We start from the raw sequence: 13,258 nt of genomic DNA, 5'->3' as shown, positions 1-13,258 counted from the left end.
CCGCTTTGCGGACCGACACCGGGGGGAGCGCTTGACATGACCGTCCCCAGCATGAGTTTCCGGGACCGACTGGCTCAGGACCGCGTCGTCCTGGCGCCCGGCGTCTATGACGCCTTCACCGCTTCGGTGGCCACCGCCGCCGGGTTCGAGGCGCTGTACCTGTCGGGCGCCGCCATCGCCTACACCCGGCTGGGCCGGCCCGATATCGGGCTGGTCTCGGTCAGCGAGGTGGCCGACACCATCGCCCTGGTGCGCGACCGCGTGCCGACGCCGCTGATCGTCGATGCCGACACCGGCTACGGCAACGCGCTCAACGTGCAGCGCACCGTGCGCATGTTCGAGCGGGCCGGCGCCACCGCCTTGCAGCTGGAGGACCAGAGCTTTCCCAAGCGCTGCGGCCACCTGACCGACAAGGCGGTGATCCCGGCCGGTGAGATGGCCGGCAAGATCAAGGCGGCGGTCGATGCGCGGGCCAGCGAAAACACGTTGATCGTCGCCCGCACCGATGCGGTGGCGGTGGAAGGCGTTTCGGCAGCCCTTGACCGCGCCCGCCTCTATGTCGAGGCAGGGGCCGACGTTCTGTTCGTCGAGGCGCCCAAAAGCCGCGAGCAGCTGTCCGCCATCGCCACCGACCTAGGCGGCATCCGTCCGCTGCTCGCCAACATGGTCGAGGGTGGGCAGACGCCGATCAGTTCCGCCGCCGAGCTGGGCGAACTGGGCTACCGGCTGGTGATCTTCCCCGGAGGAATCGTGCGAGCGCTCGCTCGGCAAGCGCAGGACTATTACGGCTCGCTGGCGCAGCACGGCACCACCCAGCCCTTCCGCGACCGCATGTTCGACTTCAACGCGTTGAACGACCTGATCGGCACGCCGGAGATGTTGGCGCTCGGCGAGACTTATAAGGACTTTGGCCCCGCCAAGCGGGAGGACGCAGCATGACCACCAGAACCACTTCCATCGACCCCGTCACGCTGGCCGTCCTGAAGGGCCGGCTGGAGCAGATCGCCGACGAGATGGACGCGACGCTCTACCGCTCCGCCTTCAACCCGATCATCGCCGAGGCGCGCGACGCCTGCCACGGCCTCTACCATGCCGAGACCGGGGCAACGCTGGTGCAGGGCACCAACGGCCTGCCGATCTTCGTCGGCGCCATGGCCTTCGCGGTCAAGGCGGTGATCGACAAGGTGGCGAAGGAGGGCGACCTTCATGCGGAAGACATCTTCCTGTTCAACGACCCCTATGACGGCGGCACCCACCTGAACGATTTCCGCCTGGTGCGGCCGATCTTCCGTCAGGGGCGGCTGTTCTGCTGGATGGCGTCGGTCGGCCACTGGCTCGACATCGGTGGCAACGTGCCGGGCAACTTCAACGCCCGCGCCACCGACAGCTTCCAGGAGGGCGTGCGCTTCCCGCCGGTGAAGTTGGTCAAGGCGGGCGTGATGAACCACGACTTGCTGGCGATCCTCGCCGCCAATTCCCGTGTGCCGGTGTCGAACTACGGCGATTTGAACGGGCAGCTTAACGCGCTGGACCTGGGGGTGCGCCGCCTGACCGAACTGCTGGACGAGCATGGCGAGGAGACGGTCTCCGCCGCCTTCGATGCCTTCACCGCGCGGGCCGACGCGCTGATGCGCAGCGCCGTGTCGAAGCTGCCGGACGGCACCTACAGCTTCGAGGATTATCTCGACAATGACGGCATCACGGCGGACCGGCTGCTCATCGCGTTGGACCTGACCATCGACGGCGAGCGGATGACGCTGGATTTCTCGCGCTCATCGGCTCCCTGCGCCGGGCCGCTGAACATCGCCTATTCCACCGCGGTGGCCTGCTGCTATGTCGCGCTGAAGCATGTCTTCACCGACGTGCCCGCCAATGCCGGCTGCCTCAACCCGATCACCTTCGTCATCCCGGAAAGCACCCTGCTGGCGGTCAAGCCGCCCAAGCCGGTCGGCGGCTATACCGAGACGATCCTGCGTGTGATCGGCGTAGTGTTCGGTGCGCTGGCGCTCGCCGATCCGACCCGCGCCACCGCCGCCCCCTTCGGCACCATCAACGCGCTGTCGCTGGCCGGCCACCGCAAGGACGGCTCGCGCTGGGTCATGTTCTCCTTCTTCGGCGGGGGCCTGGGCGGCAATCCGGAGACGGACGGGCTGAACCACGCCAACAACCCGATCTCCACCGCCACCATCCCGCCGGTGGAAATCCTGGAGGCCGCCTATCCGGTGATGTTCACCCAATGGGCTCTGCGGCCGGACTCTGCCGGTGCCGGCCTGCATCGCGGCGGGCTGGGTGCGGTCTATGAGATCGAGGCGTTGACCGATGCCGATGTCTTCCTGCTGGGCGAGCGCGGCGTCTTCTCGCCCTTCGGCGTGGCGGGCGGCAATCCTGCGGCGCTGAACCGTTTCAGCTGGCAGAGCAACGAGGGCGAGAAGTCGCCGCCGCTCGCCTCCAAGGTCACCGACGTGAAGATCCGCGACGGCCAGCGCGTGCGGCTGGAAACGCCGGGCGGCGGCGGCTGGGGCGACCCGAAGCGGCGCGATGCGGAGGCCGTCGTTCGCGACGTGCGGCTCGGCTATCTTGGCCGTGACGCGGCGCACAGCGCCTATGGCGTGGCGCTGACCGACGACGGCGCGCTCGACATCGCCGCCACCGCGACCTTGCGCGAATCCTCCGTCGCCTGACGAACCCGGAAGCAAGACCATGAGCAACGGCATTTTCAAGGGTGCGGGCAAGGGCGCCATCGTCGGCGTCGATGTCGGCGGCACCTTCACCGACCTGTTCCATTACGACGAGGCGCGCGGCAGCTTCCGCACCGCCAAGGTTCCCTCCAACCGCGGCGACGAGGCGGTCGGCTTTCTCGCTGGCCTGCAGAGCTTCGGCCCCGTCGCCGAACTGGGCTCCATCGTCCACGGCACCACCGTCGGCACCAATGCCCTGCTGGAGCGCAAGGGCGCCAAGGTCGGGCTGATCACCACCGCCGGCTTCCGCGACGTGTTGGAGATGCGCCGCCGCGACCGCCGCCAAACCTGGGGCCTGTGGGGCGATTTCGTTCCCGTCGTCGACCGCGACATGCGGCTTGAGGTGGCGGAACGCACGCTGGCCGACGGCACGATCCGTACAGGGATCGACCCGGAGGAGGTCCGTGCTTGCGCCCGCCGGCTGGCCGACCAGGGGGCGGAGGCGCTCGCCATCGTCTTCATCAACGCCTACGCCAACCCGGCCAACGAGCTGGCGGCGCTGGAGGCGGCGCGCGAGGTGTGGCCGAATGCCAACCTCGAATGCTCGTCCCGCATCCTTCCGGAAATCCGCGAGTTCGAGCGCACCTCGACCACCGCGCTCAACGCCTATCTCCAGCCGGTGGTCGGCAGCTATCTCGCCAAGCTCGACAACGCGCTGGCCGGCGAAGGGTTCGGCGGACGCTTCCACATCGTGCAGTCGAACGGCGGCGTGATGTCCACCGACACGGCGCGGCGGCTGCCGGTGCGCACCGCCCTGTCGGGGCCGGCGGCCGGCGTCATCGCCGCGGCGGCGATCTCCAAGGCGGCGGGCTTCCCCAACGTCATCACCGGCGACCTTGGCGGCACCAGCTTCGACGTGTCGCTGGTGGTGGAGGGGCAGACCATGCTCGCCGCCCAGACCACCATCGATTTCGGTCTGGTCGTCCGCACCCCGATGATCGAGATCACCACCATCGGCGCCGGCGGCGGCTCCATCGCCGGGGTCGATCCCGGCGGCATGCTCCAGGTCGGGCCTGAGAGTGCCGGTTCCAGGCCGGGGCCGGTCTGCTACGGCCAGGGCAACACCCGTCCGACCCTGACCGACGCCAATGTCCTGCTCGGCCGCATCAATGCCGAGCGTCCCATCGGCGGCAAGCTGGCGCGGCTGGACGTCGATGCCGCCCGCGCGGCAATCGCCACCCATGTCGCCGAGCCGCTCGGCCTTGAGGTCATGGCGGCGGCGGAAGCGGTGGTGCGCATCGCCAACAGCAAGATGGCCGGCGCCATCCGCCTCGTCTCCATCGAGCGCGGCCACGATCCGGCCAAGTTCGCCGCCGTGCCCTTCGGCGGCGGCGGGGCGCTGCATGTCGGCGCGCTGATCAAGGAGGTCGGGCTGAAGGCGGCTCTGGTGCCGCGCTTCCCCGGCGTGACCTCGGCGCTCGGCTGCGTCATCGCCGACATCCGCCACGATCAGGTGCAGACGGTCAATCTCCCGCTGGCGGGCATCGACGCAGGCTCGCTCGACCGCCGCATGGTGGAGGAGGCGACCGCCGCCCGCGCCGTGGTGGAGTCCGCCGGGCTCAGCGTCGAGCGCATCGACCTCGTCTTCGAACTCGACATGCACTACATCGGCCAGACCCACACGGTCGCCGTGCCGCTGCCGGTGTCGGTGGAAAACGGCACGACCGGCATCGACGAGGCGACCATCCGCTCCGCCTTCGAGCGTGCCTATCAGGCCTCCTTCAGCCGCCTGCTGCCGGGTGTCGGCGCCAAGATCGTCAATCTGCGCACCGCCGCCATCGGCCGCCGTCCGCATTTCGACCTCTCCGCTTTGGCTCCGGCAGCCGGAACGACGGTGGAGGGCGCCCATGCCGGGTCGCGGCCGGTGTGGTTCGACGGGGCCTGGCACGACACCGCCGTGTACAACCGCCTCGACCTGCCGGTCGGCGCGGTGATCCAGGGGCCGGCGATCCTGGAGCAGCCGGACGCCACCACCGTCATCGACCCCGACCTCAGCGCCCGTGTCGACGGCTTCGGCAACGTCATCGTGGAAAGGAGCACCCGATGAGCGGCACCGCCATTCCGGTTGAGCGGACCGCCCTGCTGGTCTGCGATCTGCAAAATGACTTCCTCCATCCCGATGGCGCCTATGGCCGCGCCGGACAGACGGCGCCCGAGATCGTAGCGCTGCCGGAGCGGGTGAAGCCGCTGGCCGATCTGCTGCGCTCGCGCGGCGGCTGGGTGATCTCCACCAACTTCACCCTGGTGCCGGGCCGTGGCGGCGAGCCGATGATCTCTCCGCATCTGAAGTCGCTGCGTCCCTTCCTGGCCAAGGGCGATTTCCAGCCCGGCAGCTGGGGTCATCGCACCGTCGATGCCCTTCAGCCCGTCGATGTCGAGGTGGAGAAGATCGCCTATTCCGCCTTCTACATGTCGCGGTTGGAATGGGTGCTGGCGAAATGCGGGGTTGAACGGCTGCTGGTCTGCGGCATCGTCACCAATGGCGGCATCGCCTCGACCGTGCGCGATGCTCATGTCCGCGATTTCGAGACGATCCTGCTGGAGGATGGTTGCGCCGCCTTCAGCCCGGAGGTGCATGAGGTTTCCGTCGCAGCACTGCGTCCGGTCTGCCGGGTGGCAACGGTCGCGACCATGCTGGAGGAGGTGGCGAACTCATGAGCCGCATCCTGCCCGCCGATGGCATCGAGTTCGAGTTCACCGTCCCCGTCGTCGTGATCGGTGGCGGTGCGGCCGGCATGGTCGCCGCGCTGGCCGCCCATGAGGCAGGCGCCGGCGTGCTGGTGCTGGAGCGCGATGCGCTGCCGCAAGGGTCCACCGCCCTGTCGGCCGGGCTGATCCCAGCGCCGGGCACCCGTTGGCAGCGCAACGCCGGCATTGAGGATTGCCCGGAGCGCTTCGCGACCGACATCATCGCCAAGGCGAAGGGCGAGCCCGATCCGGCCGCGGTCGCCCGCGTCGCCCAGGCGGTCGGGCCGGCGCTGGAATGGCTGGCGGACTGCTATGGGCTGCCATTCTCGGTGGTGGACAATTTCAGCTATCCCGGACACAGCGCCCGGCGCATGCACGGGTTGCCCAGCCGGTCGGGAGCGGAATTGATCGACCGGCTGCGGGGAGCCGTGGAAACCGTCGGCATCGACGTGCTGTGCGAGGCGCATGTCACCGCCCTCTACGTCGATGGCGCACAGGTTCGCGGTGTCGAGATCACGCGGCCCGACGGCAGTGTCGAGCGGGTCGGCTGCGGTGCGCTGGTCCTGGCCTGCAACGGCTATGGCGGCAACAGGGCGCTGGTCGGGCAGCATGTGCCGGAACTGGCCGACGCGCTCTATTTCGGCCATCCCGGCAACCAGGGAGATGCGCTGCTGTGGGGCGAGGTGCTGGGGGCGGCAACCCGGCACTTGTCGGGTCATCAGGGCCATGGCTCCGTGGCACACCCCGCGGGCATCCTCGTCACCTGGGCGACGATCACCGAGGGCGGCGTGCAGGTGAACACGGAGGGCCGGCGCTTCTCCAACGAGGCACAGGGTTATTCGGAACAGGCCGCCGTGGTGCTGCGCCAGCCGGGCGGCATCGCCTGGACCGTCTTCGACGAGCGCATCGCCGGCATCGCCCGCCAGTTCGAGGATTTCCGGCAGGCCGAGGCGATGGGTGCGGTGCTGAGCGCCGACACGCCGGCTGAACTGGCTCGGCCGATGAAAATCGACGCGGATGCCTTCGCCGCCACGCTGGCCGACATCGACCGGTTGAAGGCGGAGGGCGGAACCGACGGCTTCGGCCGCGACTTTGCCGGCTCGGCCCCACTGGTACCACCCTACCGCGCCGTCCGCGTCACCGGCGCCCTGTTCCACACCCAGGGCGGGCTGGTCGTCGATGACGAGGCCCGTGTTCTGGACGGGCAGGGAATGAAGTTGCCCAACCTCTATGCCGCTGGCGGGGCTGCCTGCGGCGTGTCGGGGTCCAAGGCATCCGGCTATTTGTCCGGCAACGGCCTGCTGACCGCGGTGGCGCTGGGACGCATCGCCGGGATGGCCGCCGCGGGCGCCGTTAGTGAGGAAACCAACCAATGACCGCACAGCCACGCAGCCTGTTCGAGAAGGTGTGGGACGCCCATATCGTGGCGACCCGGCCGGACGGTCAGGCCCTGCTCGCCATCGACCGTCATTTCCTGCATGAAGGATCCTTCCACGCCTTCGGCATGATCGACCATGCCGGACGCAAGGTGCGCCGGCCGGAGCTGACCTTCGCCGTCGCCGACCATTACGTTCCCTCGCACAGCCGGTCCAGGCCGATTGCCGATCCCGAGATCGCCAACATGGTGACGATGCTGGAGGCGAATGCCGGCCGCCACGGCCTGCGCCATTTCGGCCTTCACGATCCGGCACAGGGCATCGTCCATGTGCTGGCGCCGGAACAGGGGCTGACCTTGCCCGGCCTGACCATCGTCTGCGGCGACAGCCACACCTCGACCCACGGGGCTTTCGGCGCGCTGGCTTTCGGCATCGGCGCCACCGAGGTGTCGCATGTGCTGGCGACCCAGACCCTGTGGCAGCGTCGTCCCAAGACGATGCGCATCACGGTGGACGGGGTGCTGGGGCCGCATGTCACGGCCAAGGACCTGATCCTGGCGGTGATCGCCGCCATCGGTGCCGACGGGGCCGCCGGCCATGTCATCGAATATGCGGGCAGCGCCATCCGTGCCCTGTCGATGGAAGGCCGGCTGACCGTCTGCAACATGTCGATCGAGGCCGGGGCGCGGGCCGGCATGATCGCCCCCGACGACATCGCCTTCTCCTGGATAGAGGGCCGGCCCTTCGCCCCGAAGGGGGGAATGTTCGACCGCGCTGTCGAGCATTGGCGCACCCTGCCCAGCGACGCGGGTGCCGTCTTCGACCGCGAGGTGACGCTGGATGCCGCCGACATCGCCCCGGCGGTGACCTGGGGCACCAGCCCGGAAACTGCGGTTCCGGTGACGGCGGCTGTTCCCGACCCCGGTGCGGAGGCCGACCCGGTGCGCGCCGGCCAGATGCGCAAGATGCTGGACTATATGGGCCTTGCCCCCGGCATGGCGCTGGAAGAGGTGGCCATCGACCGCGTCTTCATCGGCTCCTGTACCAATGCCCGTCTGGAGGATCTGCGCGCCGCCGCCGCGGTGCTGCGCGGCCGTCGCGCCGTGGTGCCGGGGCTGGTGGTTCCGGGCTCGGTCCCGGTGCGCATGCTGGCGGAGGCGGAAGGGCTGCACCGCGTCTTCATCGATGCCGGGCTGGAATGGGGCGAGCCCGGCTGCTCGATGTGCGTCGGCATCAACGGCGACCTCGTTCCGGCGGGGGAGCGCTGTGCCTCCACCACCAACCGCAATTTCCCCGGCCGCCAAGGGCCGAACGCCCGCACCCACCTGATGAGCCCGGCGATGGCCGCCGCCGCCGCTGCGACTGGCAAACTCACCGATGTCCGCAAGCTGGGAGTTTCCTGAGGATGGAGCCCTTCGTCACGCTGACCGCGCCGGCGGTGCCGCTCGACATCGCCAACATCGACACCGACCAGCTTCTGCCCGCCCGTTTCCTGAAGAAGCCGCGCAGCGCCGGCTACGGCAACTTCCTGTTCCATGACGAGCGCAAGCCGGGCTTCCCGCTGGACGACCCGGCCTATGCCGGTGCCCGCATTCTGGTGAGCGACCGCAATTTCGGCTGCGGATCCTCGCGCGAGGGCGCGGTCTATGCGCTGGTGGACGGTGGCTTCCGCTGCGTCGTCGCCCCCAGCTTTGGCGACATCTTCGCCGCCAACGCCGCCAAGAACGGCCTGCTGACCGTCACCCTGCCGGAGGATGTGGTGGCATCGCTGCGCCGCCAGTTGCAGGCGACGCCCGGTGCCACCGTCACCGTGGACCTGCCGGCCCAGAGCCTGACCGGTCCGGACGGCCGGGCGCTGTCCTTCGCCATCGATCCCTTCAAGAAGGATTGTCTGGTCGAAGGGTTGGACGACGTGGCCCTTACCCTGCGCCACCGGGACGCCATCGACGCCTTCGACCGGACGGATGCGGAGCGGCGGCCCTGGGTGGTGCCGGGCAGGGGGTAACCTACTCCGCCTCTATCCCCAGAACCTCGGCGGCGATTCTCGCGACGTTGCCGTTGATGGGGGGCGGGGCGATGTTGACACCCTCCTTCAGCGCGGCGGTGACGATCTCCAGCACCTTGGTGCGGGCATGCCATTTGGAGTTCGCCTCCACCGCATGCCAGGGCGCGTTGGCGGTGGAGGTGCGGTCGAACATCGTCTCCGCCGCCTTGACGTAATCGTCCCATTTGGCGCGGTTGCGCAGATCCTCCTCGGTCAGCTTCCAGCGCTTATAGGGGTTCTTCATCCGCTCGCGGAAGCGCTCCAGCTGCTCTTCCGGGGTGATGTGCAGGAACAGCTTGACGATGCGCACGCCGTCGTCGGTCAGCAGCCGTTCGAACTCGTTGATCTCGTCATAGGCGCGCTTCCACTGGTCCTTGGTGGCGAACTTCTCCACCCGCTCCACCATGACGCGGCCGTACCAGGACCGGTCGAAGATTGCGAAGGTGCCGGGCGCCGGCAGCTTGGTCCAGAAGCGGTACAGGTAATGCTTTCCCTGCTCATCCGCGGTGGGGGCGGAGATCGGCCAGACATGGAAGCCGCGGGGGTCGAGCGGCTCGGTCATGCGACGAATGGCCCCGCCCTTGCCGGCCGCATCCCAGCCTTCGAACACCACGATGGCGCGGCGTTTCTCATGCCAGTAGGTCTGCTGGATGTGCAGAAGCTCCTTCTGCAGCTTGCCGAGTCGGCGGTCGTATTCCTCCGCCGTGTCGATCCGCGCCTGCTCCTGGTCCAGTTTACCGAGGCGGATTTTCGAGACCTTGCCGGGCTTCTCGGCCATGCGTTGTATCCTGTGCTGGTGGGGTCGGTTGCGGCTTGCCGACAGGGCGGGCGGAACCTTCACCGCCCCTGCGGGTTGTCCGGCGGGGGCACGGTGTCGGCATCTGCGTCGGCGCCGGCACACCCGTGAGGGGAAAAGCACCGATGCCGCCTGGTCGATCCCACAACGAGGAGCGGCAGGCTGTCAACGGAGAAGCAGGGCCAAGGAAGGGGGTTCCATGAGCATCGTCGGACCGCGCATCTACAACCTGTTTCCGACCCTGGTCGGTCCCGTGCGCGATTGGGCCGGGCACCTGCCGCGGATCCAGGGGATGGGTTTCGACTGGATATTCCTGAACCCGATCCACCAGCCCGGATTCTCCGGCAGCCTCTATGCCGTCAAGGACCCCTACCGGCTTCACGATGCGCTCCGCGGCGGGTCGCACGACAGCGACGACGAGCTTCTGCGCCGCTTCACGGCGGAGGCCGCGGCACACGGCCAGTCGGTGATGATGGACTTCGTCATCAACCACACCTCGCGCGATGCGCTGCTGGTCGAGCGCCACCCCGACTGGTACAAGCGCGGCGCTGACGGCGACCTGCACCGTCCGGGCGCCGTCGATCCCAACAACACCACCCATGTCACGGTTTGGGGCGACCTCGCCTCCCTCGACTATGACCGGGCGGACTCGCGCGCCGGGCTGGTCGGCTACTGGTCCGACTATCTGCGCCATTACATCGGTCTTGGCGTAAAGGGCTTCCGCTGCGACGCCGCCTATCAGGTGCCGGCGGAGGTGTGGAAGAGCCTGATCGACGCCGCCCACGCCGTAAATCCGGAGGTGAAGTTCTTTGCCGAGACGCTGGGCTGCTCCGTTGAGCAGGTGCGCGAGCTGTGCGGCGCCGGCTTCGACTTCCTGTTCAACAGCGCCAAATGGTGGGACTTCAAGGCCGACTGGCTGCTCGACCAATATGAGGAATTCCGCTGGATCGCGCCGTCCATCGCCTTCCCGGAAAGCCACGACACCGACCGGCTGGCCGCGGAGGTCGGCAGCCAGGACGCCGTGCGGCTCGCCGCGCAGCTGAAGATGCACTACCTGTTCGCGGCCAGCTTCTCCACCGGCGTGATGATGCCGGTCGGCTACGAGTATGGCTTCACCCGCAAGCTGGACGTCGTGCGCACCGGCCCTGCCGACTGGGAAGAGCCGAAGCTGGACCTGACCGGCTTCATCGGCGCCGTCAACGCCATGAAGGCGGCCACCCCGGCCCTGAATGTCGAAGGGCCGCAGCGCCGCGTGACCTCTCCGCATAGCCCGGTGCTGGGACTGATCCGGCAGGTGGACGGCGCCGCGCTCGACCAGCCCGACGGCTGCGCCATCCTGGTGCTGAACCCGGACGAGAACCGGACGCACACGCTGGATGTCGGCCCGATCCTGGCGGCCACCGGCGGCACCTACGAGGCGTTCGAGGATGTGACTCCGGAGGCGGAACCGCTGCCGATGGAGCCTGGCGCGCCGATGACATTGCGCCCGATGGAACTGCGCGTCTTCCGCGCCCGCGCCGCCCGCAGCCACGCCATCGAACTGCACGATGTGGAAGAGCGGGAATGGATGGACTCCATCGCCGCCGGCCGCATGACCATCGAGAATGTCTATCCGGAACTTGACGGCGGACGGTTCGCGATCAAGCGGGCGGTCGGCGATGTGATGGAGGTGTGGGCCGACATCTACACCGACGGCACCTTCGTGCTCGCGGCATCCGTCATGTACAGGGCGGACGGCGACGAGGCGTGGAGCGAAGCGCCGATGCGCTTCCACGAGAATGACCGTTGGGTCGGCCGCGTGCCACTGAACCGCAACGCCCGTTACACCTACAGCATCGAAGCCTGGCGCGACGTTTGGGAAAGCTGGCGCGCCGACTTCAAGAAGAAGGTCGATGCCGGCATGGTCGTCGATCTGGAACTGGTGGAAGGGCGCCGCTTCGTCGAGCAGGCGCTGGACCTGAACCATGGCGACGGGCGCGGGGCGCTCCAGGCGGTGATCGAGCGGATGCAGGCGCTGTCGGGTCGCGAAGCCATCGACTATGCCCTGTCGGACGAGCCGCGCCGCGTCATGACGCAGTATGGCGAGCGGCAGTACAAGTCACGTTACGTGCGTGAGTTGGAGGTCTATGTCGACCGCACCGCCGGCGCCTATTCGGCATGGTTCGAGATCTTCCCGCGTTCCGCCTCGCCCGATCCGTCCCGTCCCGGTACTTTCGACGACGTGGTCAATCTGCTGCCCATGGTGCGCGACATGGGCTTCGACGTGCTGTATTTCCCGCCGATCCACCCCATCGGCCGTGCCTTCCGCAAGGGCAAGAACAACACGCTGAATCCCGGCCCGGACGATCCCGGCGTGCCCTATGCCATCGGTGCGGAGGAGGGCGGGCACGACGCCATCGATCCGATGATCGGCGATTTCGAGAGCTTCCGCCGGCTGGTCCGCGAAGCCAAACGCCATGGAATCGAGATCGCTCTCGACTTCGCCGTCCAGTGCTCGCCCGATCATCCCTGGGTGAAGGAGCATCCGCACTGGTTCTACTGGCGGCCCGACGGCACCATTCGCTATGCCGAGAATCCGCCGAAGAAGTACCAGGACATCGTCAATGTCAGCTTCTACCGCCAGTCCTATCCGGACCTGTGGTACGCGCTGCGCGACGTGGTGCTGATGTGGTGCAAAGAGGGGGTGCGCATCTTCCGCGTCGACAACCCGCACACCAAACCTTTCCCCTTCTGGGAATGGATGATCCGCGAGGTGCAGGACCGCTACCCCGACGCCCTGTTCCTGGCCGAGGCCTTCACCCGTCCGAAGCTGATGAAGCGTCTGGCCAAGGTCGGCTTCACCCAGTCCTACAGCTACTTCACCTGGCGCAACACCAAGGCGGAACTGACCGAGTATCTGACGGAACTGACTCAGAGTGAATCGCGGGAGTATATGCGGCCGAACTTCTTCGCCAGCACGCCTGACATCCTGCCGCCGATCCTGACAAATGGCGGCCGGCCGGCGCACATGATGCGGGCGGTTCTGTCGGCGACGCTGGCCGGCGTCTATGGGCTTTACGCTCCCTATCTGCTGTGCGAGGCGGAGGCCTATCCCGGCAAGCAGGAATTCAACCACTCGGAGAAGTACGAGATTCGGCACTGGGACTGGAACAGGCCCGGCAACATCCGCGACTATGTGACCGCCATCAACCGCATCCGTGCCGAGAATCCGGCACTGCAGCAGTTCACCAACCTGAAATTCTACAACGCCTTCGACGACAACATCCTGCTGTATGGAAAGATGACGGCGGCGAAGGACAACGTGATCCTGATCGCGGTGAACCTGGATCCGCACAACGGTCATGGCGGGACCATCGAGGTGCCGCTGTGGGAGCTGGGCCTGCCCGACGGTGCCCATGTCCAGGTGGAGGACCTGTTCAGCGGCCACCGCTTCACTTGGATCGGCAAGTTCCAGCATGTCTGGCTGGATCCTCACCGCAACCCGGCGGCAATCTGGCGGATCGTGCCGCCCGGGGTGTGAGTACGTGACGTCGGCGGCAGATACACTCTGCCGCCGAAGAACCCTGCCGCCGAAGAAATTCCCCAATAAAAAAGCGGCCCTTGAGGGCCGCTTTTA

At 67.8% G+C, this 13,258-nt stretch carries 9 protein-coding genes; 8 read left to right on the top strand and 1 reads right to left on the bottom strand.

Annotation, left to right across the window (positions count from 1 at the left end):
* The first annotated feature begins 36 nt into the window (after positions 1-36).
* Genes TSH64_RS10420 through leuD form a run of 7 tightly spaced genes read left to right on the top strand, consistent with a single transcriptional unit; the run spans position 37 to position 8,807 of the window.
* Entirely contained in the window at positions 37-939 is a 903-nt protein-coding gene (locus TSH64_RS10420; protein WP_199237523.1) for an isocitrate lyase/phosphoenolpyruvate mutase family protein, read from the top strand.
* Positions 936-2,681, top strand: a complete 1,746-nt coding sequence (locus TSH64_RS10415; protein WP_109096675.1) for a hydantoinase B/oxoprolinase family protein — start codon at positions 936-938, stop codon at positions 2,679-2,681. The genes TSH64_RS10420 and TSH64_RS10415 overlap by 4 nt, the downstream gene beginning before the upstream one ends.
* Before the next feature lie 19 nt (positions 2,682-2,700).
* On the top strand, positions 2,701-4,785 hold the full coding sequence (locus tag TSH64_RS10410) for a hydantoinase/oxoprolinase family protein (protein WP_109096674.1): 2,085 nt from the start codon (positions 2,701-2,703) through the stop codon (positions 4,783-4,785).
* Positions 4,782-5,396, top strand: coding sequence for a cysteine hydrolase (locus tag TSH64_RS10405; RefSeq protein ID WP_109096673.1), 615 nt, complete (start codon positions 4,782-4,784; stop codon positions 5,394-5,396). Before TSH64_RS10410 ends, TSH64_RS10405 begins: the two co-directional genes overlap by 4 nt.
* The gene (locus tag TSH64_RS10400) at positions 5,393-6,802 is read left to right on the top strand and encodes an FAD-dependent oxidoreductase (RefSeq protein ID WP_109096672.1); all 1,410 of its coding nucleotides are present in this window, start codon (positions 5,393-5,395) and stop codon (positions 6,800-6,802) included. The genes TSH64_RS10405 and TSH64_RS10400 overlap by 4 nt, the downstream gene beginning before the upstream one ends.
* Positions 6,799-8,205: a 3-isopropylmalate dehydratase large subunit gene (gene leuC / locus TSH64_RS10395; protein ID WP_109096671.1), complete on the top strand. Its 1,407-nt coding sequence runs from the start codon at positions 6,799-6,801 to the stop codon at positions 8,203-8,205. Before TSH64_RS10400 ends, leuC begins: the two co-directional genes overlap by 4 nt.
* 2 nt (positions 8,206-8,207) lie before the next feature.
* The gene (gene leuD / locus TSH64_RS10390; RefSeq protein WP_109096670.1) at positions 8,208-8,807 is read left to right on the top strand and encodes a 3-isopropylmalate dehydratase small subunit; all 600 of its coding nucleotides are present in this window, start codon (positions 8,208-8,210) and stop codon (positions 8,805-8,807) included.
* 1 nt (position 8,808) lies between these two features.
* Here leuD and TSH64_RS10385 read toward each other — a convergent pair whose 3' ends face one another.
* Entirely contained in the window at positions 8,809-9,624 is an 816-nt protein-coding gene (locus TSH64_RS10385; protein WP_109096669.1) for a polyphosphate kinase, read from the bottom strand.
* A 217-nt stretch (positions 9,625-9,841) separates the two neighbouring features.
* Here TSH64_RS10385 and TSH64_RS10380 point away from each other — a divergent pair, with 217 nt between their 5' ends.
* Positions 9,842-13,162, top strand: coding sequence for a maltotransferase domain-containing protein (locus TSH64_RS10380; RefSeq protein ID WP_109096668.1), 3,321 nt, complete (start codon positions 9,842-9,844; stop codon positions 13,160-13,162).
* Positions 13,163-13,258 lie beyond the last annotated feature (96 nt).

The sequence above is a fragment of the Azospirillum sp. TSH64 genome, assembly GCF_003116035.1.
Classification (GTDB): Bacteria; Pseudomonadota; Alphaproteobacteria; order Azospirillales; family Azospirillaceae; genus Azospirillum.
Note: the sequence above shows the minus strand (reverse complement) of the source record. Positions and strands in the feature narration are given on the sequence as shown.